Genomic DNA, 19,453 nt, shown 5'->3' with positions numbered 1-19,453 from the left:
CGACCACACTTAATGTTCTACTTTAAGTACCGTGTTTTATATGCTGATACTTAATGGATTTATTTGACGGGAATTTTTGTGTGATCTCCATTATAAGTGATTGTATAGAAACGGAAAAATCGCTCAGCGCCCCTTGTGGCGCGTTTTTTTTTGCTCTATAGTGGGGCGAAGTGGGAGAAAGTGGGTGAAAGTGTCCTTTTTACCCAGAATTCACCAGGAAAAACCAGGCAATGTTCGGCGGCGTAGCAACTCTTAATCTCGACAGCAAAGGGCGTTTGGCGATTCCAGCCAGGCATCGCGAACTGCTGTCCGCCCATTGCGCCGGCAAACTGGTCATCACCGTTGAACCGGCAGGCTGTTTGCTGGTTTATCCCGAACCCGACTGGATTCCCGTGCGTGACAAGCTCAACCAGCTGTCTGGCGCGCAGGTGGCGATTCGCCGCGTGATTGTCGGGCACGCTGAAGAAATCGAAATGGATGGCGCCGGTCGCGTGCTGATCCCTCCACGCCTGCGTCAGATCGCTGGCCTGGACAAGGAAGTCGCACTGGTGGGCATGGGCAACAAGTTCGAACTGTGGGATGACGTCAAGTGGGCCGCACAAACTGCGTCCGTACTGGCCATCGACCCGACCGAACTGGCCCAGCAAATGCAGGGTATCGTGCTGTGAGTTTTATCCATCGCACGGTTCTGCTCGACGAAGCGGTCCACGGTCTCAACCTCCAGCCCGACGGTGTCTACGTCGATGGGACCTTTGGCCGCGGCGGCCACAGCCGCCACATTCTGGCACAACTGGGTCCCCAGGGTCGCTTGATCGCATTTGACAAGGATCCGCAAGCAATCGCCGAGGCCGGCACCATCACCGATCCCCGTTTCACCATTGTTCACGACGGTTTTGCGCAACTGGCGCAGGCGCTGGACAAGCTGGGTGTTTCGACGGTCGATGGCGTACTGCTGGATCTGGGTGTTTCTTCCCCCCAACTGGACGATGGCAGTCGCGGCTTCAGTTTCCGCTTCGACGCGCCATTGGATATGCGCATGGACACCACGCGCGGCATGACTGCTGCCGAGTGGTTGAACACTGCTGATGTAAAAGACATTGCCGAGGTGATACGTGACTATGGCGAAGAGCGGTTTGCTAAACAGGTTGCAGCAGCGATTGTTGCGGGTCGGGGCGACCAACCCCTCACGAGTACACGGCAACTTGCCGCGCTCGTGGCAAAAGCCGTCCGTACCCGTGAGCCGGGCCAGGACCCGGCGACGCGTACCTTCCAGGCTGTACGGATTTTCATTAATCGGGAGCTTGAAGAGCTCTCGCTGATATTGCCGCAGGCGCTCGCCCGCCTGAAACCTGGTGGGCGTTTGTCGATCATTGCCTTTCATTCGCTGGAAGACCGGATCGTCAAACAATTCATGCAGCATGCGTCAAAATCACACATGCCGGACAGACTGCCGCTCAGGGCGTCAGAGATGCCGGTGCCACCACTCAGAATCATTGGCAAACCGGTCCGCGCCAGTGAGACAGAGGTGGCGGAGAACCCCAGGGCCAGAAGTGCGATCCTGCGGGTGGCGGAAAGAACGGAGGCGGCGCTGTGATCCGCCTCAATCTGTTTTTATTGGCCCTCGCCATTGTGTGTGCTTTGTCCGTCGTCACCAGCCAGCACCGCGCGCGTAAAGCGTACGGAGAACTGCAGAAAGAACAAGAGGTTGCGCGTCAGCTCGACGTGGAGTGGGGCCAATTGCAGCTGGAAGAAAGCACTTGGGCCATGCACTCGCGGATTGAGTCTGAGGCGACTCAGCGTCTTGGCATGCAGATGCCAGGCGCGACCCGCACGCAGGTCATTGGCCCGGATGGCACCGCCGTCGGCCGCGTGGCCACCAAAGCGGATCTGAAAGAATGAACGCGCGCATTTCTTCAGTGCGTCCGCACCAGCGCTACGTCCACGTGCTCAAGCTTGAGCGGTGGCGGGTCTGGGCTATTGTCACCGTTTTGATGTTGTTGTTCGTCGTGTTGCTGGCGCGTGGCCTGTGGCTGCAGGCGTTCAATGAGTCCTTCCTGCAAAGCCAGGGTGACGCGCGCTATACCCGCACACTCAAGCTGGAAGCCAATCGCGGCATGATCACCGATCGCAACGGTGATCCACTGGCTATCTCGACCCCGGTGCAATCAATCTGGTGCAGCCCGCGCGGCATGACGCTTCTGCCGCCAGGCCAGAAGCGCGATGACGACTGGGAGCCAGCCAACGAAAAAGATCCGGTGCCGGTATCGCGTGATGAAGTGGCATCGCTTGGCAAAGTGCTGGGTATGAGCCCCGCCGACATCATCAGCAAGATTACCGCCGCCAGCAAAAAAGGCCCGAACGGCGAAGATATTCGCCCTGACTTTGTCTGGCTCAAGCGTGGCATGGCGCCCGCTGACGCTAAAACCGTGCTGGCACTGAATGTCCCGGGCGTTTACGCCCAAACCGAATACCGCCGTTACTACCCCGCCGGGGAAGTCATGGCGCACATCATTGGTTTTACCAATATCGACGGGAAAGGTCAGGAAGGCTTTGAGCTGACCCGCGACGGCATGCTGGCTGGCAAGCCAGGGAGTCGCACCGTGATTCGCGATCGCCGTGGTTATATTGTGGAAGACATCTCCACCATCGTGCCGCCGCGTGATGGCGAAACGCTGACCCTGTCCATCGACAAACGCATCCAGTATCTGGCCTACCGCGAATTGAAAGCTGCGGTGGAATCCAACAAGGCGGTCGGCGGCGGCATTGTGGTGCTTGATGCCCACACCGGCGAAGTGCTGGCGCTGGCCAATGCCCCGTCATACAACCCCAATAGCCGGGCTCGCATTGACCCGGCTGCCCGTCGTAACCGCGCGCTGACTGATATTTATGAACCCGGTTCGGTGATGAAGCCCATCACCATCTCCGCTGTGATGGACTCGGGCAAGATCACTCCGAATAGCCGTGTGGATACGTTTAACGGGACCATGGCCATTGGGCCTGCCACCATTCACGACACCCACCACGGTGGCGTGCTATCGATTGCGCAGGTGATCCAGCAATCGTCCAACGTTGGCGCAGCGCGCATTTCGTTGATGATGCCACGTGAATATATGTGGAACGCCTATCACAACGCCGGTTTCGGCGAAGTGCCCCACAGCGGTTTCCCGGGTGAGGCGGGCGGTATTCTGCGCAACTGGAAGAACTGGCGTCCCATCGAACAAGCCACCATGGCGTTTGGTAACGGCATCTCGGTCAGCCTGATGCAGATGGCGCGTGCGTACCAGATGTTTGCTGACAATGGCCAGATTCACCCGATCACCTTTACCAAGCTGGTAGCTCCCATGCCAGGCAAGCAGGTGATCAGCCCGCAAAGCGCCCAGCAAATGCGCGACATGATGGAAAGCGTGGTTCAGCCAGGCGGTACCGGTGTCGCCGCGCGTGTCGTGGGTTATCGCGTGGCGGGCAAGACCGGGACATCTCACAAACTGGAAAACGGCCAGTATGTGAACAAGTACGTTGCGTCATTTATTGGTATGGCCCCAGCATCTGACCCCCGTTTGATTATTGCCGTGATGATTGATGATCCGCAGGGCGGCAAACACTTTGGTGGCTCCGTTGCGGGCCCGGTGTTCAGCAATGTCATGGCTGGCAGTCTGCGCTTGCTGGGCGTTCCACCCGATGCGCCGACCGACAACATCCTTCTGCCCGCGCCCGATGAGTCGGACGCAAGGGAATAACATGAAGCCACAAACCTGGACTCTTGAGCCGCTCGACCTGACTGCCATTGATGCAATCGCTGCCGGCCGTCCCGTGCGCGCAGACAGCCGCCTTGTCGGCGCGGGTGACGTGTTCCTGGCATTCCAGGGCGAATACGCCGATGGTCGCACTTATATAGATAAGGCCATTGCTGCCGGTGCTGGCGCAGTCTTGTGGGAAAGCGACAACTTTACCTGGCAGCCAGAATGGACTGTCCCGAATCTGGCCGTCCCGCAATTGCGTGCGCAGGCCGGTATTGTGGCTTCCCACTTGCTGGGTGACCCATCGCAAACGCTGTTTGTTGCAGGCGTGACCGGCACCAACGGCAAGACTTCGATCGCACACTGGCTTGGTCAGGCATTCAGCCTCCTGGGCAACAAGACCGGCGTACTGGGTACGATGGGCAATGGTGTGTGGGGCGCACTGGAACCGTCCACCCACACCACACTGGACCCGATCGCCGTGCAGCAGTGGCTTCACCAATTCCGTGAACAGGGTGTTAGTCACGTTGCGATGGAAGTCTCCTCTCACGGTCTGGCACAAGCACGTGTACATGGTGTGGCATTCGATACCGCTGTCTTCACCAACCTGACCCGTGACCATCTGGATTACCACGGTTCCATGGAAGCGTATGGCGCCGAAAAGGCTCGGCTCTTCGCGTGGGAAGGCCTCAAGAATGCTGTCATCAACGTGGATGACGAATTCGGCCGCAAACTGGCTGAAGAAACAACAGCGAAAAACGTCATCACCTACGGGATCGATCAGGGTGACATTCGGGCGGTGGCGGTACATGCCTCACTGGCCGGTCTGGCGCTGGAGATCGACACCCCGCAAGGCCGCTGCAGCGTCGTTAGCGAATTGATTGGCCGTTTTAACGTGTACAACCTGTTGGCGACCCTGGGCGTGCTGTTGTCCGCCGGGGTTTCACTGACGGATGCGGCCCGCGCGCTGGGTCAGATCAAAGCCGCCGGTGGCCGTATGCAACGCCTGGGTGGTGGTAAACAGCCGCTGGTGGTGGTCGATTACGCCCATACGCCGGATGCGCTCGAAAAAGCGCTTTCCACCCTGCGCGATGCCATGCCGGAAGGCAAGCGCCTGTACTGCGTATTTGGCTGTGGCGGCGACCGGGATCCGGGCAAACGTCCCATCATGGGCAAGATTGCGTGTGATCTGGCGGACAACGTTATCGTCACCAGCGACAACCCGCGCTCCGAAAGCCCGCAAAAAATCATTGAAGACATCGTCAAAGGCGTGGAAGGCGTCTATGGCCTGGGCGATCACAACTACGCCATCAGCGTGGACCGTCGCCACGCCATTGAAGACACCATTGATCTGGCCGGTCCAGACGACGTGGTGTTGATTGCCGGTAAAGGCCACGAGACGTATCAGGAAATCAACGGCGTGCGCCATCACTTCGACGATGTCGAAGAGGCGCGCGCTGCACTGGAAAGGAAGTCGCAATAATGCTCACCCTGCGCGAAACTGCGCTGGCCCTGAACGGCGCGCTCACTGGCGATGCAGACCTGGTCTTTGGCCGGGTCAGCACGGATAGCCGTGACATCAAGCCGGGCGATTTGTATGTGGCGCTCAAGGGCGAACGGTTCGACGGTCACGACTACGCCGCTGCCGCCCTGGCGCAAGGCGCAGTCGCGGTGCTGGTTGAGCGTGAAGTGCCAGGCACCAGCATTGTCGTACCGGATGCGCTGGCCGCACTGGGGCAGTTGGGGGCGTTCTGGCGCAACCGCATGACCGATCTGAAAGTGATCGCCGTGACCGGTAGCAATGGCAAAACCACAGTCAAAGAAATGATCGCCACCGTACTGGCGCATTACGCCGGTGCCGATGCTGTGCTGGCCACACGCGGCAATCTGAACAACCACATTGGCGTGCCGCTGACACTCTTGAGTTTGAAGCCGGAGCATCGTTATGCCGTGGTCGAAATGGGCATGAACCATTTTGGCGAGATCGACTACCTGACCCATCTGGCCAGCCCGGATGTGGCCTTGGTGAACAACGCCCTGCGCGCTCACCTGGAAGCACTGGGTTCGGTAGAAGGTGTGGCGCGGGCCAAGGGTGAGATTTTTGGCGGTTTGAAGGATCGCGGCACCGCCGTGATCAACGCGGATGACCCGCACGCAGAGCTGTGGAGCCAGCTTGCCATGGGCAAGCGCCAGATCAGCTTTGGTCTGAAATCGGCTGAAGTCCACGCCCGTGAAGTGCATGAAACCGATGAAGGCAGCCAGTTTATTCTGGGCGCCGGCATTGACGAGACTCACATGGTGTTGCCGGTGCCAGGTCTGCACAACGTGCGTAATGCGCTGGCCGCCGCCGCTGCCACTTCTGCGATTGGTCTGACGGTGGAAGAGATCGCCGCAGGCCTGGCCAGTTACAAGGGCGTCAAGGGCCGGCTGGAACGCAAAACCGCAGCCAATGGCGCGGTGCTGATCGACGACACCTACAACGCCAACCCCGATTCCATGCGCGCCGCCATCGACGTCCTGACCGGCATGTCCGCAGCCAGCGGCAAACCGTCGATCCTGGTCCTGGGCGATATGGGCGAACTGGGTGGCGACAATATTGTTGATCGTCATACCGAAGTGGGCCAGTACGCCAAAGACAAGGGCGTGCAACAGCTGTTCACGCTCGGCACGGCCATGGTTAACGCTGCCAACACGTTTGGCAGCGCGCATTACGCCAGCCTGGAAGACTTGCTGGCGGCGCTGAACAAAGCCGTGACACCAGAGCGCATTGTGCTGGTGAAGGGCTCGCGCTTCATGCAGATGGAGCGCGTGGTCAAAGCGCTGCAAGGCGAAAACAACAATAAAAAGGATGCCTGACCCATGTTGCTGCTGCTGACTCAATGGCTGGGCGAATCGATCCGCGCGTTCAACGTGTTTAACTACATCACGTTGCGCGCAGTGCTGGCCATGATTACCTCGCTGGGCATTTCCTGGATGCTGGGCCCATGGGTGATCCGCAAGCTGACCGAGATGAAGGTCGGTCAGGCTGTGCGTAACGATGGTCCGCAGACCCACCTGGTCAAAGCCGGGACGCCGACCATGGGCGGCACGCTGATTTTGCTGTCGATTGGCATCACTACCTTGCTATGGGGCGAACTCAACAACAAATACGTGTGGCTGACGCTGATCGTGACGCTAGCCACCGGCGTCATCGGTTTCATTGATGACTACAAGAAAGTGGCGTTGAAGAACCCCAAAGGTTTGTCGGCGCGCGCCAAGATGATTGGCCAGTCGGTCATCGCCATTGGTGCCGGTCTGTTCCTTGTGAACGCCGGGCAGTTGCCGTCGCATACCGGTTTCATCATTCCGTTCTACAAGGAAATCCTCTACCCGTTCGGGGCAGTGGGTTTCTGCATTCTCACGTACTTCGTGATCGTGGGTACGTCCAACGCCGTGAACCTGACTGATGGCCTGGATGGCCTGGCAATCATGCCGACGGTGTTTGTCTCTGGCGCGTTCTGCATTTTTGCCTACGTGGCCGGCAACGCCGTGTTCTCTAAATATCTGGGCATTCCGCATGTACCGGGCGCGGGCGAACTGGTGATTTTCTGTGCTGCCATGGCGGGCGCGGGTCTGGGTTTCCTGTGGTTTAACGCCTACCCGGCAGAAGTGTTTATGGGCGATGTGGGCGCGCTGGCACTGGGTGCGGGTCTCGGTACCGTGGCCGTGATCGTGCGCCAGGAAATCGTCCTGCTGATCATGGGCGGTGTGTTCGTGGTCGAGGCGCTCTCGGTGATGATCCAGGTCGCCAGCTTCAAACTCACCGGCAAGCGTGTGTTCCGTATGGCACCACTGCATCACCACTATGAACTCAAGGGCTGGAAAGAAACGCAGGTGGTTGTGCGCTTCTGGATCATCACCATGCTGTTGGTGATGGCGGGCCTGGCCACACTGAAATTGCGGTAAGAGGACAGGACAAGATCATGGCCTGGCAAGGAAAACACTGCATCGTCACAGGGCTCGGAGACTCCGGGCTGGCGGCCGCGAAATGGTTGAAAGACCAGGGCGCGCGCGTCAGCGTGGCCGATACCAGCGACGCCCCACGCAATCTGGCCGCGCTCAAAGCCGCGCTGCCGGATGCAGACGTGCGCCTTGGCAAGTTCACCGATGCCACCTTTGCCGATGCCGATGCACTGATCATGAGCCCGGGCGTTGCCCTGGCCACGCCTGCGGTGGCCGCTGCGGTCGCCCGTGGCGTGCCGGCCTTGGGTGATGTCGAACTGTTTGCGCAAGCCGTGGCGGGCAGCAAGTCCAAAGTCATTGCCATTACCGGCTCTAATGGCAAGTCCACCGTGACGACCATGGTCGGCAAAATGTGTGAAGCCGCCGGGCTCTCTACCGTCGTGGCTGGCAATATCGGCCTGCCGGTGCTTGATGCCCTGTCTGAGTGGCAAGCCAAGGGCGCGCTGCCGGACGTATTTGTACTGGAACTCTCCAGCTTTCAGCTTGAAACGACGTACTCGCTGCAAGCCGATGCCGCCACCGTGCTCAACGTGACCGAAGATCACCTTGATCGCTACACCGGCATGAGCGACTACGCGGCCACCAAAGCGCGCGTGTTCAATGGTATGGGCGTCATGGTGCTCAACCGCGAAGATGGTTGGTGCCGTGGTATGACCCAGGCCGGGCGAGATCTGGTGTGGTTCGGCGCAGATGCCCCGCGTAATGGCGCCGAGTATGGTCTGGTCGAACAAGACGAAGACTTCGGTTTGCGCTTGGGCGACTTTGAATTCATGAAGGCCAGCGAACTGCCACTGGCGGGTTTGCACAATGCAGTGAATGCCTTGGCAGCAATCGCCTTGTGTAAAGCCATCGGCATTGCTACCGGACCGCTGATCACCGCGCTCAAAGCCTTCAAAGGCCTGGCGCATCGGGTCGAGTTTGTCGCTGAAATTGATGGCGTGCGCTACTACGACGACTCCAAAGGCACTAACGTTGGTGCCACCGAAGCTGCCCTTAAAGGAATGACCCAGCCGGTGGTTTTGATTGCCGGTGGCGATGGCAAGGGCCAGGACTTCCGTCCGCTGGTGCCTGCGTGCGAACGCATCTGCCGTGCGGTGATCCTGATTGGTCGCGACGGCCCACAGATTGCAGAAGTACTGAACGACGCGACCTCCAACTTCATTGCCGCGGGTGATGATGAGGATGACGACGACGAATCGTTCCTGCCGGTGCTGCAAGTGCCGACACTGGAAATGGCCGTGAACATTGCTGCCAACATGGCACAACCTGGCGATGCCGTGCTGTTGTCGCCGGCGTGTGCCAGCCTGGATATGTTCCGCAACTACCACCATCGCGCCGACGTGTTTATCGCGGCGGTGAACGCGCTGGCCGGAGGTGCGGCGTGAAACAGTTGTTCTACCAGGCCCTCAAACGCGTCCGGCCCACGATGGCCGCCTACGATCAGATCCTCCTCTGGACGATCCTGATCCTGCTCGCGTTCGGCCTGGTGATGGTGTACTCGGCCTCGATCGCCCAGGCTGAAGTCGACAAAGATGTCGGTTTCCGCGCCAATTACTACCTGATCCGGCATTCAATTTTCCTGGTGGTCGGGCTGGTGGCGGGATTTGTGGCATTTAACATCTCGACCAAAACCTGGCAGCAGTACGCGCCGATCCTGTTCATTCTGGGTACCTTGCTGTTGCTGGTCGTGCTGGTACCGGGGATTGGTCGCGAAGTGAACGGTAGCCGTCGCTGGCTCTCGCTGGTCGTGATTAACCTGCAGCCCTCTGAAATCATGAAGTTTGTCGTGCCGCTCTACGCCGCCGACTACACCGTGCGCAAAGCGGCATTCATGGGCGGCAACCTGGTTGAAAGCATCACCAAGGGTCTCTTGCCCATGATGATCGTGATGCTGGTGGTCGGCGGTCTGTTGCTGCTGGAGCCGGACTTCGGTGCCTTTGCCGTGATTACCGCCATTGCCATGGGACTGTTGTTCCTGGGTGGTTTTAACTGGCGCCTGTTTGCCGGGCTGATTGTGATGCTGGCCGTAGGTTTTGTCGGCCTGGTGGTTAGCTCACCGTACCGGATGCAGCGGGTACTGGGTTTTCTTGATCCCTGGAAAGATCCGTTCGGCAAAGGTTATCAGTTGAGCCACTCGCTGATCGCCTTTGGCCGGGGCGAATGGACCGGCGTGGGTTTGGGTGCCAGCGTCGAGAAACTCTCTTACTTGCCAGAAGCACATACCGACTTCTTGATGGCGATCATCGCGGAAGAACTGGGTTTTGTGGGCGTCGCTTTTGTGGTGGCGCTGTTTGCGTTCCTGGTCTTGCGTGCCTTCCTGATCGGGGTACAAGCCGCCAAGCTGGATCGCGCCTATCAAGCGCTGGTCGCTCAGGGCATTGGTATCTGGTTTGGTGTGCAATCCGTGATCAATATCGGCGTAAATATGGGCTTGATGCCGACCAAGGGCCTGACCCTGCCGCTGCTGTCGTTTGGCGGTTCCGGCATTGTGGCCAACTTGCTGGCGCTGGGCGTGTTGATGCGCATCGACTTTGAAAACCGCCAGATGATTCGCGGGGTGCGTCATGAGTAAGCGCACCTTGATGGTCATGGCAGGCGGTACCGGCGGGCATATTTTCCCGGCGCTGGCGGTGGCCGACGCCGTACGCCAGAAGGGCTGGGAGGTGGTGTGGCTGGGTGCAGCTGGCGCCATGGAAACCCGCATCGTGCCGCAGTACGACATTCAACTGGAAACGCTGCCGATTACCGGCGTGCGCGGCAAGGGCCTTGTCAAGAAGCTGGTACAGCCATGGGTACAACTGCGGGCGCTGGCCAAGTCGGTAAGCGTGATTTTCCGCTACCGACCGGACGTGGCCATTGGCTTTGGCGGCTTTACCGGCTTTCCGGGTGGTCTGGCCACGCGTTTGCTGTGGCTGCCACTGGTGATTCACGAACAGAACTCGGTTGCAGGTCTGACCAACAAAACCCTGGCGCATATCGCCAATCGCGTTCTGTTTGCGTTCCCCGGGGCATTCAAGGCGGGTCATAACCGCGCGTGCATTGGCAACCCGGTGCGCGGCGCGATTCTGGACGCCGCGATCCCGGCGGAGCGCTTCGCTGGCCGTGCCGGTCCGCTCAAGCTGCTGGTCGTCGGCGGTAGCCTGGGCGCCAGGGTGTTTAACGAAGAAGTACCCAAAGCGCTGGCACAGCTGCCGGTGGACCAACGGCCACAGGTGATTCACCAGGCCGGCGAAAAGAATATTGAGGCCCTTCGCGCCAACTACGACACCGCAGGAGTCACGGCCGATTGTGTCGCCTTTATCAGCGATATGGCCAACGCCTATGCCGAGGCCGACCTGGTCCTGTGCCGCGCCGGTGCGCTGACGGTATCTGAACTGGCGTGTGTAGGCGCGGCCAGTGTGCTGGTGCCCTATCCGCACGCGGTAGACGATCACCAGACTGGCAATGCGCGCTACTTGTCTGAGGCAGGTGCGGGTGTGCTGGTGCAGCAAACCGAATTCACTGCAGCGTGGTTGCTCACGCTGCTGCAACAAACACATCGCGAGCAGTGTCTGGCCATGGCGACCAAGGCCAGAGCGCTCGCCCACCCTGAGGCCACGGCAGAAGTGGTCAAGGTGCTGGAGGAACTGGCAGCATGAAACACAAAGTCAAACGCATTCATTTTGTAGGGATCGGCGGTGTCGGCATGAGCGGCATCGCAGAGGTACTGGTCAACCTGGGCTTTGAGGTCAGCGGTTCCGACCTGGGCAGCAATGCCACCACGCAACGGCTGATCAAAGCGGGTGCTACCGTGCACCAGGGGCATTCGGCTGAATACGCCAAAGGGGTGGACGTGGTGGTCACGTCGACGGCCGTTGGTAATGAGAATCCGGAAGTGCAAGCCGCGCGGGAGGCCAAGACGCCGGTGATTCCGCGCGCCATGATGCTGGCCGAATTGATGCGCCTCAAGCAAGGCATTGCCATTGCCGGTACCCACGGCAAGACCACCACCACCAGTCTGACTGCCAGCGTGCTCGAAGCCGCAGGTCTGGATCCGACATTTGTGATTGGCGGCAAACTGCAGGCCGCAGGTACCAATGCCCGCCTGGGGCGGGGTGACTTTCTGGTGGCTGAGGCCGACGAGTCTGACGCCTCGTTCCTGTACCTGAACCCGGTGATCTCGGTCGTGACCAACATCGACCAGGACCACATGGATACCTACGACCACGATTTCAACAAGGTCAAGGGCGCGTTTGTGGACTTCCTGCGCCATCTGCCGTTCTACGGGCGTGCGGTCTTGTGCATTGATGATCCGCATGTGCGCTCCATCTTGCCGCAAGTCGCCAGCCCGGTAACCACGTATGGCTTCAGCGAAGATGCCCTCTTGCGCGCTGAGAATGTCGAGGCTGTCGGCGGCCAGATGAAGTTCGACGCCGTGTGGGAAAACGGTGAAACCCGCCGTATCCCCATCACGGTAAACATGCCCGGCAACCACAACGTGCTCAATGCGCTGGCCGCGATCGCGATCGGTCTGGAAGTCGGTGCGAGCGAAGCGGCGATCCAGAAAGCCCTGGCCGAATTCACCGGTGTGGGCCGACGTTTCCAGCGCTATGGCGAAGTGACTCTGCCGGCGGCTGCAGATGGCAGTGCGCGGGGCAGCTTTACCCTCGTGGATGATTACGGTCACCACCCGGTAGAAATGGCCGCCACGCTGGCGGCTGCCCGTGGTGCTTTCCCGGGGCGTCGTTTGTTGCTGGCTTTCCAGCCGCATCGCTACACCCGCACGCGTGACTGTTTTGAAGATTTCGTCAAGGTGCTGTCCACCGTGGATGGCCTGTTGCTGGCTGATGTATACGCCGCTGGCGAAGCCCCGATTGTCGCCGCCGATGGCCGTAGCCTGGCGCGCGCGATTCGCGTCTCCGGCAAGGTGGAGCCCGTTTTTGTTGAGCAGATTGGCGACATGCCCGAAGCCATTCTGGCTGCTGCGCAAGATGGCGATGTCGTCATCACCATGGGCGCTGGCACGGTCGGTGCCGTGCCTGGCAAGCTCACACAGATTTGAGAACGACGAACATGAAGCGATACGGAAAAGTGGCGGTGTTGATGGGCGGTACCTCCAGCGAGCGTGAAGTCTCGTTGATGAGTGGTGCCGGCGTGCTGGCGGCCCTGCAAAGCCGCGGCATCGACGCGCACAAGTTTGATCCGGCCGAAAAACCGCTGATGACCCTCAAGGATGAAGGTTTTGATCGCGTTTTTATCATCCTGCATGGCCCGTTTGGTGAAGACGGCACGGTGCAGGGTGCGCTGGAAGTATTGGGTATTCCGTACACCGGTTGTGGCGTGATGGCCTCGGCCATCGGCATGGACAAGCTGCGTACGAAGTTGGTGTGGCAAGCACTGGGTTTGCCGATCCCGGCCTTTGAACTGGTGAATGCCAACAGCGACTTTGACGCAATCGAGAAAAAACTGGGGCTGCCGCTCTTTGTGAAACCAGCGACCGAGGGCTCCAGTGTGGGTGTGGTCAAGGTCAAGGAAGCCGGCGGCCTGAAGGCTGCATTTGAAGAGGCAGTGAAGTACGACCCGCTGGTGCTGGCTGAAACATTTATGGGCGGCGGCGAATACACCACGGCCGTGCTGGATGGTGAAACGCTGCCCGCTGTGAAGATTGAACCGGCCACCGAGTTCTACGACTACGACGCCAAGTATTTCCGCGATGACACCAAATACCTGTGTCCGTGCGGTTTGTCGGCCGAGAAAGAAGCGCAGATTGCCGCTGATGTGAAAAAGGCGTTCTGGAGTATTGGTGGCAAAAGCTGGGCACGGGTGGATTTTTTGATGGATGACGCTGGAAATCACTACCTGCTGGAAGTGAATACAGCACCGGGCATGACCAGTCATAGCCTCTTCCCCATGGCTGCACGTGCCAGGGGCATGAGCTACGAGGATCTGGTTGTGCGGATTCTGGATACCACAATGACGGGCCAGGAATAACACGGCGATGTGGGACAAGCCCCAACTTTTGATGTGGTTTGCCAATTTGCTCACGGCAATGGCCGTGCTGCTGCTGTTTTATTCATTGTTGTTTCTGGCCGTGCATTCGCCCCTGTTCCCCGTACGCAAGATTTCGGTGGACGGGGATCTGGCCCACGTGACGCGTGAACAGTTGCAGTACGTGATCAAGAACGACCTGAAAGGCACGTTCTTCACGCTGGATCTGGACCGTACCCGCTCGGCGTTCGAGAAACTGCCGTGGGTGCGCCAGGTCAGTGTGCGGCGCCGCTGGCCGGATCGGCTGGAAGTGACCATTGAAGAACACCACGCCATTGCGCGCTGGGGTTCGATTGCTTTGCTCAATAACTATGGCGAGCGTTTCGATGCCGCCTCAAATGATCCGTTGCCGATCCTGGAAGGTCCGGACGGCACGGAAAAACTACTGGTAGATGGTCTGACTGATCTCAAAACGGCTTTGGGGCCGATGGGCAAGCAGCCAACACACATCTGGTTGTCGGATCGTCGGGCCTGGCGCTTTGAGCTGGACCGGCAAGTGATTGTGGAAGCGGGACGCAATGATGTCCTGGAACGGGTGCGGCGTTTTGCCGCAGCCTGGGGCGGTTCCCTGGCGAAGCTTTCGGGCGACAGCCAGGCGTTTTCGTACGTGGATTTGCGTTATCCAAACGGTTTTGCCGTGCGCTTGCCGGGCTTTAAGCCTGCGGTGCCGGCCAAGGGTGCCAAAGCAGCCCCGGCCTGATGGCAGAACCGTTGGCAAAACAGGCCCGGCCTCGATCCCCGCAGGGGTGATCGGCCGGAAACGATTAAAAGTAATCAGGAAATTGAGTAGAGGTTGTCTGTGACACGGGATACCAAAAACCTCATCGTGGGTCTGGATATCGGCACCAGCAAGGTGGTAGCGGTTGTGGCCGAAGTACAGGAAGACGGGTCGCTCAACGTGGTGGGCCTGGGCTCTGCGGCATCGCGCGGGCTCAAGCGCGGCGTGGTGGTGGACATCGAGAAAACCGTCAGCGCTATCCAGTCTGCGCTGGGCGAGGCCGAGTTGATGGCGGACTGCAAAATCCGCGAGGTCTACACCGGCATCGCTGGCAGCCATATCCGTGGGCTGAACTCCCACGGCATGGTCGCCATCAAGGATAAGGAAGTCACGCAGGCTGATATGGATCGTGTGATTGAAACCGCCAGCGCGGTGAACATCCCGACCGATCACCAGGTGCTGCACATCCTGGCCCAGGAATACATCATCGACGGCCAGGAAGACGTGAAAGAGCCCCTGGGCATGAGTGGCGTGCGCATGGAAGTGCGCGTGCACATCGTGTCGGGTGCGGTCTCTGCCGTCCAGAACATCACCAAGTGTGTGCGCCGCTGCGGTCTGGAGATCGCCGAAGTCATCCTGCAGCCGCTGGCTTCGGCCCACGCGGTGCTGACTGAAGACGAGAAAGAACTGGGTGTGTGTCTGGTCGATATCGGCGGCGGCACCACAGACCTCTCGGTGTTTGTAAATGGTGCGATTCGCCACACGGCGGTGATTCCGATTGCCGGGGATCAGGTTACCAACGACATCGCCATGGCTCTGCGTACCCCAACGGGTGAAGCCGAGACCATCAAGCTGCAATACGGCGTGGCCCTGCGTCACATGACCGATCCGCAACAGATGATCGAAGTCCCGGGTGTGGGCGAACGTGGTTTGCGCCAGATGAGCCGCCATACCCTGGCCGAAGTCATTGAGCCGCGCGTGGAAGAACTTTACAGCCTCGTGCAGGCAGAACTGCGCCGTGCCGGGTTTGAAGACCGTCTTTCCAGCGGCATCGTGATCACCGGCGGCGCCGCGTTGATGCCGGGCATGGTGGAACTGGGTGAAGAAATCTTCCATATGCCGGTGCGTCTGGGCACTCCGAAGTATGTCGGTGGCCTCGCTGAAGTGGTCAAGAACCCGCGTTTCTCTACCGCCGTGGGTTTGTTGTTGATCGCCCGCGAGCAATACATGCGTAACCCGGTGAGCCGTGTGAAAGACGGCTCGTTTGGCGATATCCTGGGCCGGATGAAGTCCTGGTTCCAGAACAATTTCTAACGTTTTTACGAAAACTGGCGCCGGGCGGTGATCCTGGCTGGTGCCATGCAGTACAAGCAGTTAATCAAGCAAGAACAAGTCAGCAGCAGTCGGTTTTTTAGCGAAACAACGGGCGTTTCATTTATCAATTTTTCGGGTCAAGCAGTTAGTTAGGGTCAGAGGAGATACACATGGCACTTACTTTTGAGTTTCAGGAAGTAGCGCACCTTGTGAATATCAAGGTGATCGGTGTGGGTGGCGCAGGTTGCAACGCCATCAACAACATGATTGAAAACGCCATGCAAGGCGTTGAGTTCATTGCCGCCAATACGGATGCGCAAGTCCTCAAGCTGGCACGCGCCAGCAATGTGGTGCAACTGGGCGCCAACCTCACCCGTGGTTTCGGTGCAGGTTGCAATCCGGACATCGGCCGCGAAGCTGCGGAAGAAGACCGCGAGCACCTGGCGGATCTGATTTCCGGTTCGGACCTCTTGTTTATTACCGCCGGTATGGGTGGTGGTACTGGCACGGGTGCTGCACCGGTGATCGCGCAAGTGGCACGCGAGCAAGGCATTTTGACCGTAGGCGTGGTAACCAAGCCGGGTATCGATGAAGGCAGCCGCCAGAAAGTGGCCCAGGCCGGTATCGATGAACTGGCCAAGTACGTGGACTCGTTGATTGTTGTCTCCAACCAGAAGCTGGAAGAAGTGCTGGGTGAAGACGTGACCATCGATGAGGCCTTCCGTGCCGCCGATGACGTACTGCGTAACGCGGTCGGTTCGATTGTTGAAATCATCAACTACCCGGGCCTGATCAACGTCGACTTTGCCGACGTGAAAACCGTGATGCGTGAAATGGGCATGGCCATGATGGGTACGGCCGTTGCCGAAGGCGCAGACCGTGCCGTGCTGGCGACTGAAGAGGCGATCCGTTGCCCGTTGCTGGACAACATCAGCTTCAAGGGTGCCCGCGGCGTGCTGGTGAACTTCTCGGCCAGCCGTTCGACCCTCAAGAAGAGCGAAATCCGCCAGTCGCTGGAAATCATCAACGCGCACGTGTCGGAAGATGCTCAAGTCAAGCATGGTGTGGTGTACGACGAATCGCTGGGCGACCAGATCCGCATTACGCTGATCGCTACTGGCCTGGGTGCCAAGGAAACGTCGAAGCCGCAGCTGTCCGTTGTACAAGGCCAGGCACAACAGGCTCGTACCGGTACCGATAATCTGGGCTTTAATGCCGAAGATTACGAAAAACCAGCGATCTGGCGTACCCGTCGCGGCGGCAGCTCGGGTGTGGGTGAAGCTTCGCAATCGGCGTCGCGTCCAACGATGAACAACATCGACATGGACATCCCTGCATTTTTGCGTCGCCAGGCTGACTAAGCAGTCCGTGCAGCCTTGACAGGCTGTATTGACTGTTTGTGCTGCGCCTCTCTGACCCGATCGCGTAGCGTGCGGCATGCCTTGTGGTATGCCGCACCGCCTGCCTGTCGGTGATTGATCCGTGTCTGCGTTGATGCCATGACGCAGCGGATGCTTGTCGGCGCTGCACTGGATTCGGTATCAGATTGATTCCGGCTATCATTTTTATTGTGACGATCAATCCAGCCCATGACCCGGGGCTGGTAAAATGGCGTCTTGTGTTGATAGGCCGGGATAACCGGAACAGGCGGAGTAACCATTCATGTTTCAGCAACGCACCTTGAAATCCACGGTTCGTGCCGTTGGCGTCGGTCTGCATTCTGGTGAGCGTGTCACGCTCGTCATGAAGCCCGCGCCGGTGGATCACGGCATCGTGTTCAAGCGTTCCGATATGCCCGATTCGGACGCTTTCAAGGTGGGGCCGGACCTCGTCAACGATACGCGACTCTCCTCCACGCTGATTAAAGATGGCGTGCGCGTAGGTACGATCGAGCATCTGATGTCGGCATTTGCCGGCTTTGGTATCGATAACGTGCTGGTTGAAGTGGACGCACCGGAAATGCCGATCATGGATGGCTCCTCCGCCCCGTTCATTTACCTGCTGCAGTCTGCAGGTGTTGTCATGCAAAGCGCGCCCAAACGCTTTGTGCGCGTCAGAAAGCCGGTTGAAGTGGTGGAAGGCGACAAGTGGGTGAAGCTGGAGCCATACGACGGCTACAAGACCACGTTGACCATCGACTTCAAACATCCGGCATTCAAGAAGTCCCAGCAGTCCATCTCGATTGATTTTGCCAACACCAACTACATCAGCGAGATCGCGCGCGCGCGTACCTTTGGCTTCATTCACGAAGTCGAATACATGCGCATGAACGGTCTGGCCCGTGGCGGCAGCATGGATAACGCCGTGGTGATCGACGAATACCGCGTGCTCAACGACGGCGGTTTGCGCTTCGATGATGAGTTTGTGCGCCATAAATTGCTGGATGCCATTGGCGACCTGTATATCCTTGGTCACCCGCTGATCGCGGCGTTCTCTGGCTACAAGTCTGGCCATGCCATGAACAACAAGCTGTTGCGTGCGCTGCTGGGTGATCCGGAAAACTTCGAGATCGTCACCTTTGAGAACGACACAGACGTTCCGTCGTCGTTCCATGCATTGCCGCCACTCACGATCTGATCTGGTCACCCATGTTCGGCATCTTGCGCATCTTGTTTGTGCTGGCCGTGCTGTTGACTGGCTTTGGCGCGTTCAAGTACCTGCGCACGCGTGATCGTTTCTGGCTGCGCATGATCACCTGGGTGCTGTTTGCTGTCCTCGGTTTACTGCTGGTCTTCTTCTTTGGCCTGGCGTTTGAGCGCCTCTCGGTCGGCTAACTTTCTGATCTAGCGACATCCGTCGCCGAGGCCATTGCCCTGGAACCAGGCTCGGCTTATCTTGCCCGTGTCATGCGCCTGAACGGGGAAATATCGTGTTGAAATGGCTGAGTTTGCTGTGCTTGTTTTGTGCATCGCGCCTCATGGCCGCGCCATGTACCAATGAAGATTATCTGCATGCGGTGACGGGCAACGACCAATGCGTGGTGATTGCCAGTTTCGGCGCCACGGATGCCCCGCAAGTCATGCTGGTGTGGCTGCATGGTGATGTCTCCAGCGGCGGCCCGGCGGTCTATCATTTTGCGCAGGCTGAAGCGGCCGCGACCCGGTTTGCACCGCAGAAAGTGCTCAGCGTGGCGATGATCCGGCCTGGCTATGCCGATGACAAAGGCAACCAATCGGGTGGTAGCAACAATGGCCGTATGGATCACTACACCAAGGTGAACATGCAGATCGTGGGTGGCGCGATTGACCGGCTCAAGCAGCATTATCACCCGCAGCGTGTGATTCTCATCGGTCACTCTGGCGGTGCTGCCACTGCGGCCAACCTGGCGGGCATGATGCCAGGCCTGGCTGACGCGGATGTGCTGGTGTCTTGCCCCTGTGATCTCGTTGCCTGGCGTCTTGGTCGTCATCAATGGAGCGCCAGTGAGAACCCCATCCGCTGGGCGGACCAGGTCAAGCCATCTGTAAAGATTGTGGCGTTGACGGGCTCGGCTGACGACAACACGGGGCAAGGGCTGGCGCGCGATTACGTCGCAACGCTCAAACAGCACGGCGTCGACGCGCAATTTCTGAGCGTGGATAACGCCAACCATAACGGCGCGTTTCGCTCGCCCATGGTGCTCGATACGGTCGCAACATTATTGGGTACACCCTGA

Annotated in this window: 18 protein-coding genes; all 18 read left to right on the top strand. The window is 59.0% G+C overall.

All coding sequences use genetic code 11. From position 1 onward, the window contains the following. Positions 1–230 precede the first annotated feature (230 nt). The 18 genes from mraZ (at position 231) to IEX44_RS07330 (ending at position 19,453) form a co-directional block, all read left to right on the top strand. Positions 231–668 (top strand): division/cell wall cluster transcriptional repressor MraZ, encoded by a 438-nt coding sequence (gene mraZ / locus IEX44_RS07415; protein WP_188691207.1) that lies wholly within the window; start codon positions 231–233, stop codon positions 666–668. Next, positions 665–1,594: a 16S rRNA (cytosine(1402)-N(4))-methyltransferase RsmH gene (gene rsmH, locus IEX44_RS07410; RefSeq protein ID WP_188691204.1), complete on the top strand. Its 930-nt coding sequence runs from the start codon at positions 665–667 to the stop codon at positions 1,592–1,594. The genes mraZ and rsmH overlap by 4 nt, the downstream gene beginning before the upstream one ends. Continuing rightward, a complete protein-coding gene (ftsL, locus tag IEX44_RS07405; protein ID WP_188691202.1) occupies positions 1,591–1,899 on the top strand; it encodes a cell division protein FtsL in 309 nt (102 codons plus the stop codon). Before rsmH ends, ftsL begins: the two co-directional genes overlap by 4 nt. Further along, positions 1,896–3,737: a peptidoglycan D,D-transpeptidase FtsI family protein gene (locus IEX44_RS07400; RefSeq protein ID WP_188691200.1), complete on the top strand. Its 1,842-nt coding sequence runs from the start codon at positions 1,896–1,898 to the stop codon at positions 3,735–3,737. The genes ftsL and IEX44_RS07400 overlap by 4 nt, the downstream gene beginning before the upstream one ends. A gap of 1 nt (position 3,738) precedes the next feature. After that, on the top strand, positions 3,739–5,220 hold the full coding sequence (locus tag IEX44_RS07395) for a UDP-N-acetylmuramoyl-L-alanyl-D-glutamate--2,6-diaminopimelate ligase (RefSeq protein ID WP_188691197.1): 1,482 nt from the start codon (positions 3,739–3,741) through the stop codon (positions 5,218–5,220). After that, positions 5,220–6,593, top strand: a complete 1,374-nt coding sequence (locus IEX44_RS07390; RefSeq protein ID WP_188691195.1) for a UDP-N-acetylmuramoyl-tripeptide--D-alanyl-D-alanine ligase — start codon at positions 5,220–5,222, stop codon at positions 6,591–6,593. Before IEX44_RS07395 ends, IEX44_RS07390 begins: the two co-directional genes overlap by 1 nt. A gap of 3 nt (positions 6,594–6,596) precedes the next feature. After that, complete coding sequence (gene mraY, locus IEX44_RS07385; protein ID WP_188691193.1) at positions 6,597–7,682, top strand: phospho-N-acetylmuramoyl-pentapeptide-transferase; 1,086 nt, start codon at positions 6,597–6,599, stop codon at positions 7,680–7,682. Between the two features lie 17 nt (positions 7,683–7,699). Further along, complete coding sequence (gene murD, locus IEX44_RS07380; RefSeq protein ID WP_188691190.1) at positions 7,700–9,124, top strand: UDP-N-acetylmuramoyl-L-alanine--D-glutamate ligase; 1,425 nt, start codon at positions 7,700–7,702, stop codon at positions 9,122–9,124. After that, complete coding sequence (gene ftsW / locus IEX44_RS07375) at positions 9,121–10,311, top strand: putative lipid II flippase FtsW (RefSeq protein ID WP_229678815.1); 1,191 nt, start codon at positions 9,121–9,123, stop codon at positions 10,309–10,311. The genes murD and ftsW overlap by 4 nt, the downstream gene beginning before the upstream one ends. Then, positions 10,304–11,377 (top strand): undecaprenyldiphospho-muramoylpentapeptide beta-N-acetylglucosaminyltransferase, encoded by a 1,074-nt coding sequence (murG, locus tag IEX44_RS07370; protein ID WP_188691187.1) that lies wholly within the window; start codon positions 10,304–10,306, stop codon positions 11,375–11,377. Before ftsW ends, murG begins: the two co-directional genes overlap by 8 nt. Beyond that, positions 11,374–12,780, top strand: a complete 1,407-nt coding sequence (gene murC, locus IEX44_RS07365) for a UDP-N-acetylmuramate--L-alanine ligase (RefSeq protein WP_188691184.1) — start codon at positions 11,374–11,376, stop codon at positions 12,778–12,780. The genes murG and murC overlap by 4 nt, the downstream gene beginning before the upstream one ends. Before the next feature lie 11 nt (positions 12,781–12,791). Then, complete coding sequence (locus IEX44_RS07360) at positions 12,792–13,709, top strand: D-alanine--D-alanine ligase (RefSeq protein ID WP_188691181.1); 918 nt, start codon at positions 12,792–12,794, stop codon at positions 13,707–13,709. Between the two features lie 7 nt (positions 13,710–13,716). Further along, positions 13,717–14,466: a cell division protein FtsQ/DivIB gene (locus IEX44_RS07355; RefSeq protein ID WP_188691177.1), complete on the top strand. Its 750-nt coding sequence runs from the start codon at positions 13,717–13,719 to the stop codon at positions 14,464–14,466. 99 nt (positions 14,467–14,565) lie between these two features. Beyond that, the gene (gene ftsA / locus IEX44_RS07350; protein WP_229678814.1) at positions 14,566–15,798 is read left to right on the top strand and encodes a cell division protein FtsA; all 1,233 of its coding nucleotides are present in this window, start codon (positions 14,566–14,568) and stop codon (positions 15,796–15,798) included. Between the two features lie 170 nt (positions 15,799–15,968). After that, positions 15,969–17,159, top strand: a complete 1,191-nt coding sequence (gene ftsZ, locus IEX44_RS07345; protein ID WP_188691170.1) for a cell division protein FtsZ — start codon at positions 15,969–15,971, stop codon at positions 17,157–17,159. 301 nt (positions 17,160–17,460) lie between these two features. Further along, positions 17,461–18,375, top strand: coding sequence for a UDP-3-O-acyl-N-acetylglucosamine deacetylase (lpxC, locus tag IEX44_RS07340; RefSeq protein ID WP_188691169.1), 915 nt, complete (start codon positions 17,461–17,463; stop codon positions 18,373–18,375). Positions 18,376–18,386: 11 nt separating this feature from the next. Next, complete coding sequence (locus IEX44_RS07335; protein WP_188691166.1) at positions 18,387–18,572, top strand: hypothetical protein; 186 nt, start codon at positions 18,387–18,389, stop codon at positions 18,570–18,572. Between the two features lie 143 nt (positions 18,573–18,715). Next, positions 18,716–19,453 (top strand): alpha/beta hydrolase family protein, encoded by a 738-nt coding sequence (locus IEX44_RS07330; RefSeq protein WP_188691164.1) that lies wholly within the window; start codon positions 18,716–18,718, stop codon positions 19,451–19,453.

This window comes from Silvimonas amylolytica (assembly GCF_014645555.1).
Taxonomy (GTDB): Bacteria; Pseudomonadota; Gammaproteobacteria; order Burkholderiales; family Chitinibacteraceae; genus Silvimonas; species Silvimonas amylolytica.
This window is presented reverse-complemented; position numbering and strand designations above follow the sequence as displayed.